This is a genomic window from Salinispora pacifica CNR114, from assembly GCF_000514775.1.
Lineage (GTDB): Bacteria > Actinomycetota > Actinomycetes > Mycobacteriales > Micromonosporaceae > Micromonospora > Micromonospora pacifica.
In genome coordinates, this window is sequence record NZ_AZWO01000001.1 from 170,751 (window position 1) to 185,089 (window position 14,339).

11 protein-coding genes and 2 pseudogenes are annotated in these 14,339 nt (G+C 67.2%); 7 read left to right on the forward strand and 6 right to left on the reverse strand.

Going from position 1 to position 14,339, the window contains the following annotated elements; translation table 11 throughout:
- Window positions 1-135 precede the first annotated feature (135 nt).
- The 3 genes from B118_RS0100880 (at window position 136) to ychF (ending at window position 2,593) form a co-directional block, all read left to right on the forward strand.
- Window positions 136-615 (forward strand): hypothetical protein, encoded by a 480-nt coding sequence (locus B118_RS0100880; RefSeq protein ID WP_018810135.1) that lies wholly within the window; start codon window positions 136-138, stop codon window positions 613-615.
- 53 nt (window positions 616-668) lie between these two features.
- Window positions 669-1,400: a Type 1 glutamine amidotransferase-like domain-containing protein gene (locus B118_RS0100885; RefSeq protein ID WP_018222705.1), complete on the forward strand. Its 732-nt coding sequence runs from the start codon at window positions 669-671 to the stop codon at window positions 1,398-1,400.
- A gap of 107 nt (window positions 1,401-1,507) precedes the next feature.
- Entirely contained in the window at window positions 1,508-2,593 is a 1,086-nt protein-coding gene (gene ychF, locus B118_RS0100890) for a redox-regulated ATPase YchF (protein ID WP_018810134.1), read from the forward strand.
- A 21-nt stretch (window positions 2,594-2,614) separates the two neighbouring features.
- Here ychF and B118_RS27760 read toward each other — a convergent pair whose 3' ends face one another.
- Window positions 2,615-3,079 (reverse strand): tyrosine-type recombinase/integrase, encoded by a 465-nt coding sequence (locus B118_RS27760; RefSeq protein WP_050592190.1) that lies wholly within the window; start codon window positions 3,077-3,079, stop codon window positions 2,615-2,617.
- Between the two features lie 151 nt (window positions 3,080-3,230).
- Between B118_RS27760 and B118_RS0100900 the strand changes: the two genes are divergently transcribed.
- A complete protein-coding gene (locus tag B118_RS0100900; protein ID WP_028187559.1) occupies window positions 3,231-3,527 on the forward strand; it encodes a PIN domain-containing protein in 297 nt (98 codons plus the stop codon).
- Between the two features lie 1,286 nt (window positions 3,528-4,813).
- Here the strand turns inward: B118_RS0100900 and B118_RS27765 are convergent.
- Both B118_RS27765 and B118_RS0100910 read right to left on the reverse strand, forming a co-directional pair.
- Window positions 4,814-5,185, reverse strand: a pseudogene (locus B118_RS27765) (HD domain-containing protein); the annotation flags it as partial.
- Window positions 5,186-5,911: 726 nt separating this feature from the next.
- A complete protein-coding gene (locus tag B118_RS0100910) occupies window positions 5,912-6,508 on the reverse strand; it encodes a GNAT family N-acetyltransferase (protein WP_028192265.1) in 597 nt (198 codons plus the stop codon).
- Window positions 6,509-6,658: 150 nt separating this feature from the next.
- Here B118_RS0100910 and B118_RS0100915 point away from each other — a divergent pair, with 150 nt between their 5' ends.
- Entirely contained in the window at window positions 6,659-8,995 is a 2,337-nt protein-coding gene (locus B118_RS0100915; protein ID WP_028192266.1) for an acylase, read from the forward strand.
- Window positions 8,996-9,473: 478 nt separating this feature from the next.
- Window positions 9,474-10,668, forward strand: a pseudogene (locus B118_RS27770) (helix-turn-helix domain-containing protein).
- A 251-nt stretch (window positions 10,669-10,919) separates the two neighbouring features.
- Here the strand turns inward: B118_RS27770 and B118_RS0100925 are convergent.
- A complete protein-coding gene (locus tag B118_RS0100925) occupies window positions 10,920-12,185 on the reverse strand; it encodes a DUF1214 domain-containing protein (protein WP_028184603.1) in 1,266 nt (421 codons plus the stop codon).
- 500 nt (window positions 12,186-12,685) lie between these two features.
- A complete protein-coding gene (locus B118_RS0100930) occupies window positions 12,686-12,952 on the reverse strand; it encodes a helix-turn-helix domain-containing protein (protein ID WP_018222712.1) in 267 nt (88 codons plus the stop codon).
- Window positions 12,953-13,033: 81 nt separating this feature from the next.
- On the opposite strand from B118_RS0100930, the gene map reads away from it, so the two are divergent.
- Window positions 13,034-13,852 (forward strand): type I methionyl aminopeptidase, encoded by an 819-nt coding sequence (map, locus tag B118_RS0100935; protein ID WP_028192267.1) that lies wholly within the window; start codon window positions 13,034-13,036, stop codon window positions 13,850-13,852.
- Between the two features lie 43 nt (window positions 13,853-13,895).
- Here the strand turns inward: map and B118_RS0100940 are convergent, their stop codons facing one another.
- A complete protein-coding gene (locus B118_RS0100940) occupies window positions 13,896-14,258 on the reverse strand; it encodes a PH domain-containing protein (RefSeq protein WP_018222714.1) in 363 nt (120 codons plus the stop codon).
- Window positions 14,259-14,339 lie beyond the last annotated feature (81 nt).

Consider the following 14,339-nt stretch of genomic DNA (forward strand, 5'->3'; position numbering starts at 1 on the left):
CACCGATGATGCCTCCGTCCGGAGCCGAACGGCTGGCGGGAATCGGACGCCGGCGTACGGGGGTGCCCGAGGCAGGGACGGTCGGTCCTGGTCGGTACCGTCTCGCACACCAGATCACGGGAGAAGGGTGCGGCGATGGCGAGCGGGGCGGGCGGGCGGGCACTGACACGGGAGGGGCACCCGCCGCTGGATCCGGCGGTCACGCAGGGCTTCTTCACCCGGATGCGGGTGGTCGCCCCGGCGGCGGTCGGAGCGCTGGACCGGGACCGTTCCGGAAACCCGGAGCGGGCGTTCGAGGAGACCGCCAGCGGTCGGCTCGTCCGCTCCCTGGACAACGATCGGCTTCGTGCCCTCGGGATGTGGGTGCACCACTGGTGCGTGCGCTTCTACGACGATGACACCCGGGCGGCGCTGCGGCTGCTCGGCGAGATCGCTGCCCGGCCGGGGCTGGGGTGGACCGTCGATGAGGTTCGCTGGATGCTCCGCGAGTCGCACGCGGTCGGGCCGGCGGCCGACGCACGCTTCACCCTGCCGCTCGCCGCCGCCGCCGAACTGCCCCCGGAAACGCCGCGGATCGAGCCGGTCATCCCCCGCCAGGCCCGCCCCCGGGACTGACCGAGGCCGCCCTCGGGGCAGGATGGGCGACGCACCCGACGGAAAGGAAGACCGTGGCCGCCACCGAACCCACCATCCTCGCCACCAGCATGGGCATCTTCGCGCCCGGACGCGCTGGCCAGCCCCGGCGGACCAACCCGGTCTTCGACCTGGCCGCCGACCTGGCCGGCGCGGCGGAGCCGCGGATCTGCTTCCTCAACCAGGCCGAGGGGGACCAGCCGGCCACCCTGGCCCGGGTTTACGAGGGGTTCGCCGGCAGCCGGTTCCGGATGTCCCACCTGGCGCTGTTCCCGATGCCGAACGTCGAGGACGTGCGGGCCCACCTGCGGGCGCAGGACGTGATCTGGGTTGGCGGCGGCAGCGTGGCGAACCTGGTGGCGGTGTGGCGGGTGCACGGCCTCGGCGAGATCCTGCGGGAGTGCTGGGAGGCCGGGGTCGTGCTCGGCGGGGTGTCCGCCGGCTCGATCTGCTGGCACGCCGGCGGCGCCACCGACAGCTTCGGGACCACCCTGCGCGGCTTCACCGACGGGTTGGGCTGGCTGCCGTACGGCAACGGGGTGCACTACGACAGTGAAGACCAGCGGCGCCCGTTGATGCACCGGCTGGTCGGCGACGGCACGCTGCCCACCAGCCGGTGCACCGACGACGGCGTCGGTTTGCTCTACCGGGGTGAGCGGCTGGTCGAGGCGGTGGCGGACCGGCCGGGTGCGTCGGCGTACGAGGTCAGTCGCGGTCCGGACGGCAGCATCCGGGAGACACCCATCGGCCCGCGCCTGCTGGACTGAGGCGGCAGCAGGAATCATCTGCCGGGTGCCGGGTGCCGGGTGCCGGGTGCCGGGTGCCGGGTGCCGGGTGCCGGGTGCCGGGTGGCGGCGGCGTAAGCTGGCTCGTCGTGAGTCTCACCATCGGCATCGTCGGCCTGCCCAACGTCGGCAAGAGCACCCTCTTCAACGCGCTGACCAAGAATGACGTGCTCGCGGCGAACTATCCCTTCGCCACCATCGAGCCCAACGTCGGTGTGGTCGGCCTGCCGGACGAGCGGCTGGGCAAGCTCGCCGAGATCTTCGACTCGCAGAAGGTGATCCCCGCGCCGGTGTCGTTCGTCGACATCGCCGGGCTGGTCCGGGGCGCTTCGAAGGGCCAGGGGCGGGGCAACGCGTTCCTCGCCAACATCCGGGACGCCGCCGCGATCTGCCAGGTCGTCCGCGCCTTCTCCGACCCGAACGTTGTGCACGTCGACGGCAAGATCGCCCCGGCGGACGACATCGAGACGATCAACACGGAGCTGATCCTCGCCGACCTGCAGACGCTGGAGCGGGCGATTCCCCGGCTGGAGAAGGAGGCCAAGCTCCGCAAGGACCGGGCCGCCGCGGTGACCGCCGCCAAGGCCGCCGTGGAGGTGCTCGACAACGGCACCACCCTGTACGCGGGCGCGGCCGCCGCCGGTGTCGCGTTGGAGCACCTGCGCGAGCTGCACCTGCTGACCACCAAGCCCTTCCTGTACGTCTTCAACGTCGACGAGGCCGAACTGGCCAACGCCGAGTTCCTCGACGAGCTGCGGGCCCTGGTCGCCCCCGCCGAGGCCGTCTTCATGGATGCGAAGATCGAATCGGAGCTGGTGGACCTGCCCGAGGCGGAAGCCCGCGAACTACTGGAGTCGATCGGGCAGGCCGAGCCCGGGCTGGACCAACTCGTCCGGGTCGGCTTCCGCACGCTGGGGCTCCAGACGTACCTCACCGCCGGCCCCAAGGAGGCGCGGGCCTGGACCGTGCCGGTCGGGGCGAGTGCCCCGGAGGCCGCCGGGGTCATCCACACCGACTTCCAGCGCGGCTTCATCAAGGCGGAGGTCGTCTCCTACGACGACCTGCTCGCGGCCGGGTCGATGAGCGCCGCGAAGGCGGTGGGCAAGGTCCGCATCGAGGGCAAGGACTACATCATGCAGGACGGCGACGTCGTGGAGTTCCGCTTCAACGTGTGAAACCGGCCTGTTTCCGCAAGCTCAGGCGGTTGGACTGTCGCTCTGGGGCACCCGGGGCACAACCCCACGCGTCGTCAACCGCGCGGCGGGTGCTTTCTCCGAGTCCGGCATCAGGTGACCGTGGGTCGACAGGACGAGGCTTGCGTTCTCGTGCCCCAGGCGTTCGGCGACAACAGTGACCGACTCGCCCTGCATCAGCAGGACCGACGCGCAGTGGTGCCGCAGGTCGTGACTCGTGGTGCCCTCCGGCAGTCCGGCCCGTTTCACCGCCGCCGAGAAGATCAGCGAGCCGTAATAGTCGTGCCGGTACGGACCCGTGAAGCGGGTGGTGAAGATCGTGCCCTCGTCAGCAGGCGGGAACTGTTCCGAGTGTTCACTCAGAGCCGTCGACACCACCTCTGGTAGCGGGACCGTTCGACGGGACCGGCGGGTCTTCGGCTCGGTTCGGACCTTGGACTGCGGCGCAGCTTGCCATTCGATCCGCACCGTACGGCTGACGTGGTCGATGTCCTGGACGCGTAGCGCGAGAAGTTCACCTGAACCCGGAGGTACGTCGACACGCCCTCAATCGACCACAGCTCATCCGTGGCGGGTGCTCCCGCTCTCCTGGATTCAAACGCCATTGACCCCTTCGTCGATGTTCCTGACCATTGACGAGCTGGCCGAGATCCCGGACGTAGACCGCCGGCAACATCTGCTGTTGGTGATGGTTGCCCTCGGTCGACTCGTTTCCACCGGGGCTGCCGCCGCCGACTACTTTCGCGTCAGTTGGTGCCGAGTAGTAGACGACGCAGACGTGTTCGAGGCAGTGCAGTCCGGCAACATTGATCACACCGGAGACGCCCTGCTCGCAGCAACCGCCGTATTCGAACGATGCCCGCTCGTGACCGACGACAGGAGGTTTCGGAACCGGGCAACCGAGATCATTCCTTGACGCCGAAGAGGTCACTGGTCCGATTCTGGCGAGGTCCGGGCAACGGTACGCGCACTATAGATCAGTGCGGCTGTGATAAATGCGGGCACAAAGGATGCTGCGAGTCCGAGTTGACCCAATTCAACCCATGCTGGAGATATTCGACCGAATGCGTCCGGCAATGCTTCATCAATCCCTGTTGGTTCGTCAGCTAGCCATAACCATCCCCCGGCCCCACAACAGCAAAGCATGCTAAGCATGCTCGTCGCGAGGGTGGCTACTCGCGCACTCTGTTGACCCGTCCTGACCCACAACGCGACGCCAACCAATGCGGGCGCGAAGAAGAATGAATACCACAGGGTAAGCTGAGCCTGGAAATGAAAGTAGGACGCCTTGAGTGCGATCGAACTGCTGTCTACCGGGGTGCTGGAACGAGCCGCTGCATCGTTTACAGCAGTATCGATCTCCCCTTGAGAGTATGCGGCGGAAATCGCCGCGAATATGAGCAACGACGCCTGAAGAATCAACAATACGCTTGCGATGTTGACTTTCAGCGGGAGGCGCCGAGGCGGCAGCCCGCCAGCTGAGTTCGCGCTAGTCGGAACCACGAGATGATGCTAGGTGGCGATCAACGCCTAACGCTCGCCAGGGTGACGGTGCATCCACGGGCAACCATGACGGTGGTGACTCGCACAGCAGCTCGGTGTCTTCCCAAGCTGCGCATCGAGCGGTGACCGCATGCTCGCAGACCCGGAGGTCGGTGCCCCGCCGCGTGCCCGTCCGGTTGGTCAACAGGGGTCAACTACAGACACACCGACAGGGGGCTCGGGGCACACAGGGGGCACAAGACACCGTGGAACGTCGTCAAACAGCGAACACCCGTGACAGCCCGGGAGGTCGAGTGACCAGGTGTCGGACGGTGTCGCCGCCAGCAACGGGACAGTGGCTCTTAGCTCCGCTTCAACGTCTGAATTTAGCGTTGCCGTGAGTACTTCACCTGGTTGATTCCGGTGTCCTCGCTCAAGGCATGGTGGCTCCGGATGACCATGCCCGCAACATGGAGAGGGTGGCAGCCCGTTCGAGTCGGGCCGAGTCCGGGGAGCCCCGCCGGCTGCGGGGCTCCCAAGCCTCGCACACCGTCGGTGGCGACAGTCCGACAGCGATGCTGACAGGAACAAGCCGCGACGTGGACAGCCGGCAGCGGCCGGACAGTTACCCGAGGTCGTGAACGCGGAAGGACCTTCGCCCGGCCCCCCTGCACAGACCTTTCGAGCGATGGCTCTATTCGCCTGAGGTGATGGGCCTCACTCGCCCGCTTCGTACTCAGCGACGGCGGCGGTGATGAGGTCAGCGACGGCTGGTGGGCCGGCGGCGACCTGATCGGCGGTGACGGTGGTGTTGGGTGCGGCGGTGAGGTAGCGCTTGGCGATGTGGGGGATGTCGGTGATTCGGGGTTCCTGGGTGTCGTGCAGGACGCACAGCATCGACACCCGGGCCGGGTCAGCGCCCTCCATGGCGGCGAGCATCAAACCGATCAGCGCGGTGCGGAACGAGTGGTCGGCGATGGACTCGGGCTGCGTGACGCCGGCGAACCATCAGCCGGTGCGGGCGGCACGTTTGAGGACGCCGGCTTCGAAGATGAAGCTTATGGCTCCGTCGGCGTCGCGGTCGTCGGTCATCGGTCCGTCCCTGTGCCGGAGATGCCTGATCCCAACATAACTGCACGTACCGCACACGTTATGCGGCCAAGCAGGCGCCGGCTTCCCGGCGCTGCCCTGGCGATCAGGCTGAGCTGAGGCAGCGGTTCGCCGGCAGCGAGGCCCGCCCGGCCTGGCCGAAGGAGAGGTTGCGCCGCACCGGTCGCTGCTACGGTCTGGGTTGGCCTCGTCCCAGTTGGGACGCCCATTTTTGGGCCAACTCCAGTCTAAGCGTTTCTGCGCCAGCGGGAGAGGACCGTAGGGCTGCTCCGGTCTCTCCGCAATAGTGCGTCTCTGAGTTGCATCGCGGTCAGGATTCCCATCAGGGGAATAGGCAGGGATGCCCAGCCGGCCGCACCTACAACGAGCACGATGGTTAAACCATTTAAGATTAACGTTCCGAGGATTAGGAGTGCGATGCGTATCTCCAGCAGGGTCACCCGCCTAGTATCGCTGGTGGCGCCACTCTCTTTGGCTGAGGTCTCCGGCCCACCGCTGTGTGCAGCGGGTTCCCAACGCTGTGGTCAGAGCCGACCTGCCACTCAGCGGTCCACTGTCGCAGCAAGATAAGCGGAAGCGTAGCTGCCCTCAGATGTAGCGGCTGCCGAGTTGCCCCAGCGTCTCCTGCCGGATCGACCAGTCGCCCCGAAGGTGCCGGTTGAGCAGGTGTTGGAACGCGCCGCCGCTGGTGGTGCTGCGGGAATGACGCTAGTTCTCCTGCAACGTCTGCACCCCGTGGTCACGGAGGCTGTAGCGGCGCAGCCGTACGGGTCGGCCTTCGGGGTTGGTCCAGGCGGCGGCGGTGGAGGTGTGGGTGTGTCGCCAGCCGGTGCGCTCGTACAGGGCGATGGCGGCGGCTGACCCGGGGTCGTCGACGATCTCCAGCGTGAGGTCGAGTTGGTGCTCGGTGGCCCATTGGCGGGCGTGGTGCAGGAGCCTGGTCGCGGTGTTGAGGCGACGGGCGGCCGGTGCGACGAACAGGCGGCTGACCTCGGCCACGGCCGCGGAGCCAGGGCCGGTTGAGCAGGCAGAGCCGGTCGCAGCGACAGAGCCGGTCGCGGCGGCAGGGTCGGTTGTGAAGGCGGGATCGGTCGCGGCGACGGGGTGGTGGAGGGCGACGTGGCCGACGATGGTGCCTCCGCGCTCGGCGATCCAGGCGTGGCGGGTGTTGTCGGGAGAGAGCCACTGGTACGGGTCGGCGGGCCAGTTCAGCGGGTAGCGGTCCCGCCGGTACACGTCCGCGAGGACTGAGATGCAGCTTTGCAGGTCGGCGGGGACCCGATCACGGATACTGAGGTCGTCCATTTGATCATCATCGTCGAGCGGCCCCTCGGGGTGAACCCTGACGAAAGTTCATGGTCAGCTACTGATGTCGGGGCAGTTCTCCACCACTAGCGTCTGTCGGGCATGGACAAAGTGCCACGTGGGAGGACGCACCGTGAATAGAGCCCACCGATGAGCCGGCGCCGGCTCGCCGCCGCGGCTACCGTCGTCGGACTGTTCGCCGCCGGCCTCACTGTCACCGGCAGCACCGCCGTCGCGAACGGCGATGGCTACTCGGCCCTGATCCAGCGCGCGTCGTACGGCGTACCGCACATCACCGCCCGTGACTTCGCCAGCCTCGGCTTCGGTACCGGCTATGTGCAAGCCGAGGACAACGTCTGCCTGATCGCGGAGCAGATGGTGACGGTTCGCGCCGAGCGGTCCCGCTGGTTCGGGGCGGAGGCAAGTAACGTCAGCAGCGACCTGTTCCATCAGAAGGCCATCGACGACCAGGTTGCCGAGAAGTTGCTCAAAGGTCCCCGCGATGGTGTCCGTGCACCCTCCAGGCAGGTACGCGACCAGATCCGCGGCTTCGCCGCCGGCTACAACGCGTACCTCCGGGACGGGAAGGCGATCAACGACCCCGCCTGTGCCGGGAAGGAGTGGGTACGCCCGATCAGCAAGCTGGACATGTGGCGGGCGCACTGGGCCCAGATGGTCCTGGCCAGCTCTGGTGCCCTGGCCGACGGCATCGTTGCCGCAGCGCCCCCTACCGCCAGCGGGAACAGCGCGTCGGCGAGTGCCCCGCCGGCGGCAGCCGTCGCCGGCTCTAGCGGTACGCCGACCGGATTGGGCAGCAACGCGTACGGCTTGGGGCGGGACGCCACCACCAGCGGCGCCGGCATGCTGCTGGCGAACCCGCACTTCCCGTGGGACGGCGCCGAGCGCTTCTACCGGATGCATCTCAAGGTGCCCGGCCGGTACGACGTCGAGGGTGCGGCACTGGTCGGTGGCCCAATCATCCAGATCGGCCACAACGGCCAGGTCGCCTGGAGCCATACCGTCTCCACCGCGAGAAGATACGTGTGGCACCGGCTGTCCCTGGTACCCGGTGACCCGACCAGCTACCGCCACGACGGCCAGCCCCGGAAGATGACCGCCCGTACGGTCACCATCCAGACTCCCGACGGGCCGATCAGCCGGACCCTCTACGACACCCACTTCGGTCCGGTCGTCGTGGTGCCCGGTGCGCTCGACTGGACCACCACCACGGCGTACGCGATCACTGACGCCAATGCCACCAACAACCGCGCGCTCGATGGCTGGCTGGCGATGGGACAGGCTCGGTCGGTGGGTGAGTTGCGGACGGTGTTGGACCAGCGGCAGTTCCTGCCCTGGGTCAACGTCATCGCCGTTGACCGTCGCGGCCAGGCCCTCTACGCCGATCACTCGGTCGTGCCCCGGGTAACCGACTCCCTGGCCGCCGCCTGCGTTCCGGCCTCCTTCCAGGACTTGTACGAGAGCACGGGCGAGGCTGTCCTCGACGGTTCCCGTTCCTCGTGCGAGTTGGGCCGGGATCCGGACGCGGCGGTACCCGGCATCCTCGGCCCGGCCAACCTGCCCACCCTGGTTCGCAGTGACTACGTGACCAACTCCAACGACAGCCACTGGCTGGCCAATCCGGAGCATCCGCTGGAGGGTTACCCGCGCATCGTCGGCGACGAGCAGACCCAGCGCAGCCTGCGGACCCGACTCGGCGTGCACCAGGTGCAGCAGCGCCGCGCCGGCACCGATGGACTTCCCGGGAGGGGCTTCACCACCAGCAACCTGTGGGATGTGACGCTCGGCAACCGAGCCTACGGCGGCGAACTGGTCCGGGACGACCTGGTCCGGAGCTGCGAGGCGGAGCCGACGGCGATCACCTCCGACGGCGCCACCGTCGACCTGACCGCAGCCTGCGCCGCCCTGCGCGGGTGGGATCTGCGGGTTGATCTGGACAGCCGGGGCGCACACCTGTTCACCGAGTTCGCTCGGGCCGCGGGCCTGCGCTTCGCCGACCCGTTCGACCCGACCGCCCCGCTGACCACACCGAGCCGGCTCGCCGTCGACGACCCGGAGGTGCGGACCGCGCTCGCGAACGCCGTCCAGAAGCTGGACGGCATTCCGCTCGACGCCCGGCTCGGCGACATCCAGACCGAGCCGCGTGGCGCCGAACACATCCCGATCCACGGTGGCCACCACGACGCCGGTGTCTTCAACATGATCATCAGTGGGTTTACGCCCGGCGTCGGCTATCCCAAGATTTTGCACGGCACCTCGTTCCTGATGGCCGTCGAGCTGGGTAGGGACGGGCCGTCGGGCCGGCAGATCCTCACCTACTCGCAGTCGGCCAACCCGAATTCGCCCTGGTACGCCGACCAGACCCGGCTGTACTCGGACAAGGGGTGGGACACCATCAAATTCACGCAGCGCCAGCTCCGTGCCGACCCGAACCTGGTCACGTACCGGGTGGGGGAGCGGCGCGACTGATCGCGGCCGGCGGCCGGCGGCCGGTGGGCCAGCCCCACTGGCCGCCGGCCCTGCTGCGCCAACCACGGCCAGCCGCCGCCTCTTGAAGCTCCACCTGGCCGGCCCTTGTGGGCGGCGATGCGCTCGCGGATGAACGTGAGCGGGCTACCGTCCTCGGTCGCCCTTCCTGGGCCAGGTCGCCAGCGCCGCCAGGACGGCGCAGATAGACAGACAGCCCAGCAGGCCGCAAACCGGTGCGGCGACCATCCAGAATGTTCCCTCCACGGGGCTCGATGATAGGGCTCAACAGCGCGGTACGGAGGTCGAGGAGGAGGCCGGCTGGCGGCCCCAGAGGGTTGTGGGAGTCAGCGTCGGGGCTGAGGGCGTCGAGGCCGGCCGGTGACGTGTCGAGGGGTACCGATGCATGACGTTCGGGTTACCGTCAATGTGATGGCCGGCTGGGTGAGTTCGCCGGGCCTGTTGAGCTTGGAGTGGCGCTATGGCCTCGTCCGTCGACCCGCGCTTCGGGGTAGCACTGCGTGAGTTCCGGGAGCGGCGTGGTCTGTCGTTTCGATCCCTCGGGCAGCTCGCTCATCGGAGTAAGAGTCATCTGCAGGAGCTGGAGGCAGGGATCAAGGCTCCGACACTCGACACGGCGCGCCACCTGGACCGGATTCTCGGCGCGGAAGGTGTGTTGGCTCGCCTGGTTGACGCGCCGATCGACCATGCGGCCGAGGCCGGCGAACTCCGGGCGAGAGTCGCCGCCAGTGATGTGAGTGGAGAGGTGCTCGACCGGATCGAGCAGGGCGTTGACGACCTGGCCAGTTCCTATCCGACGTTGGCTCCGGCGGACCTGTTGCCGCTGGTGCGGCGGCACCTCGCCGTTGTGCGGCGGTTACTGGATGGACGGGTCACGCTTGCTCAACAACGGCGGTTGTTGGTCGCTGGTGCCTGGATGGCGGTACTGCGGGCGACCGTTCACATTGACCTTCGGCAGCGGGTCGCTGCGGCTGCCCACCTGCGAGCTGCGCGGGACCTTGCCGAACATGCCGAGCACGGTGAGATCCAGGCATGGTGCCTGGAAACCCAGGCCTGGGACGTGCTGACTCAAGGTGACTACCGGAGGGCGCTCGATCTTTCCAACCAAGCTCAGCGGGTTGCCCCGAAGGGCAGCTCTGCTCGCATCCAGGCGATCGCTCAGGAAGCGCGCGCGTGGGCACGGATGGGCGAGGTCGGTGCGACCCGTCGAGTGCTGGACCGGGTGGAGCGGTTGACGGCGAATCTGCCCGTTCCGGAGCGGGCCGAGCACCACTATCGTTACGACCCGGCCAAGGCTGCCGCCTATACGGCCACGACGTTGGCGTGGGCGGGGGACCCGGTGCCGAGCAGGTAGCGCGGGCGGTGCTGGCTGACTTGGACCCGCACGGAGATGGGGGAGCGCGGCCTCGCCGGTCCGCGTCAGCTCGTCTCGATCTTGGCCTTGCCCTGGTCGCCGCCGGTCAGCCCGACGAGGCGGTCGCTCTGGGGGTGCAGGCTGTGGCGTCCGGGCGGGTGGTGCCGTCGAACTGGTGGCGAGCTGCGGAACTGTTGACAAAGGTGGAACAGTCGGGGGCGCCGGAGGCCGCGACCTTGCGTGACCTGTGCGTGGAGTACGCCCGGGACGCCGACTACCAGCGGACAGCAACCCTGGTTAGCGGACACTGAGCTTTTGGATTGATGACGCGCCCGGCAGCTGTCTGGCGTGGTGGTCGCGGTTGGTGTTGTACCCGTGTTGGCAGGTGGAGTGGGCGACCCGGCGGCAGGCGCGCGCGCCAGAAACGCCCCCCGGTGGACTGACGCGAACTCGACAGGGTTCCGTCAGTCCGGCCCGGAGGGCGCCTTCCGGTTCCCGCCCCAACACGATCCTTCGTGGAGGTGAGCGGTGCGTACTCGTTACGAGGGAGGCTCAACCCTTCCCACGGGGACCGCCTCCGCTCCGTCCAGATGGATTGATCTTTCGGACCGCCGGCGGGACATAAGTTCCCTCGGCCACGCTTCCCTCCGGGCCGTAGACGCGGAGCATCATGCTGAAGGGCCCATCGGGAACGGGTAGCCAGTTGGCGATGCTCACTCCTACTGGAGGAGTTGGCGTTGCGTAGATGCTGATCGATCCATCCTCGTTGGTCTCGAGCCCGGGCGTATAGCCCGCTACGACGTACTTGTCCTCCGGGTTGCGATGCAGGGTGATTGTTTCGGATATGTAGGAGGTGACGGACCAAAACTCGCGGGCCTGGGGTATCTGATCCCTCTCGAAAGTGAGGACATAGCCACCGGAGGCGGCGTTGAGTTGTTGATCATCGCTGTCTCGGAAGACGTCGTAGTACGCCGAACTCTCGATGTCGTTGCAGTACTGGCAGAATTCGGTGATCGAGGATCGGTCGAGATAGTTGGTTCCCCAGAAGCCGATGTTTCGGAAGTTGATCCAGTTGTTCCGATCGGTATTGTTGAGATAGTTCGAAATGATATCGGCCTGTGCGTCCTGGGTCGCTCGCGCGAACTCGTCCTCGAACCTCCCGGTAGCGAACAGTCGGTCGAACTCCTCCGCAAGCGCCCTGTTGTCGCCGGTGAGCGGTGGTGTCCGGATATCCATAACTCCCCGCTGGAGTTCTCGCAGGAAGCGAAGTGGGTTATCTCTGATCATCCTGTCCGCATCGAGTTTGAACGAGCGAGCCCAGAAAGACACCGGGACGATCAGGGTCTCTGCCAGTACGCCCCTCTCGTACGCCAGCAGGGGGCCCATGCGGAGGGATCGCCGGAACTCTTCGGCCAGCGCGATCTGGTTTTCCCCGTCGGGTGAGAATCTGTTGCTCCGGATAATCATAAGCGGGTTCGTCACCGGGAGCGGGATCTCGGTCAACTCCGGAGGAAGGGTTCCGCTCCAGCCGGGTCCGGTAAAGGCGTAGCGACCGCCAGAGGTTGTCGAGATGTCTGTTTTGATGATGTTCCCGTAGACGTCTGTGATGAGTACGCCGTAAGTTGCCATGGTGTCCGGGATCTCCAGGACCGCTGGCTCGTTCCGCACGCCGATGAGCGCAGAGGTGTACAGCGTGTCGTCATTGGGTGCTACGACGGAGCGAAATATTGGGGACATCCGGTCTGGCCCGAAAAGCAGGTTGGGGACCAGGATGAGCTGTTGCTGGTGGGTGAACCATCGAGGATAGAACTTCGTCACATAGCGGCGCGTCACGTCGTAAACGTCCGTTGCCTGACTGTCGGCCCCCCCTCCTGGCCCACCGGAAGATGGTGATCTCGCAGTGGTGTACGAGGGGACGGTAATTAAGATCACCACGGCGCAGAGGGAGGCACAGAGGGATCGGATCAAGCGGGCCATGAAGCCTCCTTCGATTGATGCGCAGACGGGCATCACGAATTCGCAACCGAGTGGGCGACTACTTCAGACCAAATCTGATCATCGTTCACAGTCTTGCAAACTCTGAGTCTCAGTTCTGCGAAACAGCTCGTCTCACCCGAAGGCGGAGTCTGTCCGGCTTTGCGCGCCGAGCCCTGGGTCGCTGCGCTAGCGTCGAAGGTTCGCGCGGTGGTGCGCGGGGCTCCGATCGTAGGTTCGGGATATGTCGATGTCGAGCTGGCGGTGGCGGCCGGGCTGGTTGGCCGGGAGGCGACCAGCGGGAGCGGGGCAGGCCGACCGCCGGTCGGCCTCGCCGCTGTTGGTCAGGATGCCTGGCGGATGGACGGGTTGGTGAGCCAGGCGTCAGCCAGGTCGGCGAGGGGGGTGTCGAGGGCGCGACTGAGGCAGACCACGGTGCCGAACGCCGGTGCGGGCAGTCGACCCGACTCGATCTTGCGTAGGGTTTCGGGGGAGATGCCGGCCGCCAGGGCCACCTCGACGAGGCTGCGGTCGGCCCGCGCGGCCCGGAGGGCGACCCCGAGGCGCTGACCCGCGGCGATCTGTTCGGCGGTCAGGGGTTGGCGAACCATGTCGGCAGGATAGCCTCCGGTGTTCTCCCCCGGGGGTGGTATAAAAATACGGTATTAAAATACCGCTGCCTGGGAGGCGTCGTGATCGAGCTGAAGTCCGCCGTGGAGATCGGCCAGATGGCGGTCACCGGCCAGTTCGTCGGTGAGCTGCTCGCCGAACTGGGCGAGGTCGCCGCGGTCGGCGTCAACCTGATGGACCTCGAACACCACGCCCGCCGTCGGATCGCGCAACGCGGTGCCGAGTCCTGCTACTGGGACTACGCTCCCTCCTTCGGCCGCGGACCCTTCCGTAACGTCCTGTGCCTGTCGGTCAACGACGCGGTGCTGCACGGCCTGCCGCACGACTATCTCCTCCGCGCCGGTGACCTGCTCAGCATCGACATGGCGGTCAGCATCCAGGGCTGGGTCGCCGACTCCGCGGTCTCCCTCATCGTGGGCACCCCCGCCCCGGCTGACCTGAAGCTGATCGAGGCCACCGAGGTCGCCCTCGAAGCCGGCATCGCCGCCGCCCAGCCGGGGGGCCGGCTCGGCGACATCTCCGCCGCGATCGGTCAGGTCGCCGCCTCCTACGGCTACCAGGTCAACGGCGAGTTCGGTGGGCACGGCATCGGGCGCACCATGCACGAGGCCCCGCACGTGGCCAACAACGCCCGCGCCGGTCGCGGCCTGAAGCTGCACCCCGGCCTCACCATCGCCATCGAACCCTGGTTCTGCGCCTCCACCGACAAGATCAAATTTGATGAGGACGGCTGGACGATCCGCTCCGCCGACGGCTCCCGTACCGCCCACTCCGAACACACGATCGCCATCACCGCCACGGGCCCGCAGGTCCTGACCCGTCGTCCCAGCCCAGGCGCCACCAGCGCTGACCCCACCGGCAGGCCCGCGGCGGCCTCCTGACCCGACCCCAAGAGGCCGCCGTACCCGGTTCGGGGTGGGAGGGTCAGCTGATGTAGTGCAGGATCACGTTGTGCACGTGGTGGCTCTTCTGGGAGCCGCGGAACTCCACCTCGTAGGTGTGCGTGCCGACGTGGATGGCGATGGCGCCGGTGGAGAAGAACGAGCCGCCCCACGACTTGTTGCTGACCACGCTCACGCTGGTGATCTTCGCATACGGGATGCTGGTGATCGCGTAGCGTTTGCCGATGAACGAGCGGTCCTGAATGATCACGCGCCGGTCGGTCACGCCGATGAAGCCGGTACCGGTGCCGACGGCGTCGTAGACGGCGATGATCTGCTCGCCCTCAAGCAGCCCGCTCTGGATCTGCTGCAGCTGCTCCTTGCGGTCGTACGTCGCGTTCGCCATGGCCTCAGCGTAGGCATGGCGAGCACATCGAATCCTGACGAAATGATCCGCGGTGACGCTCGTCGGCTACTGACGGCCCAT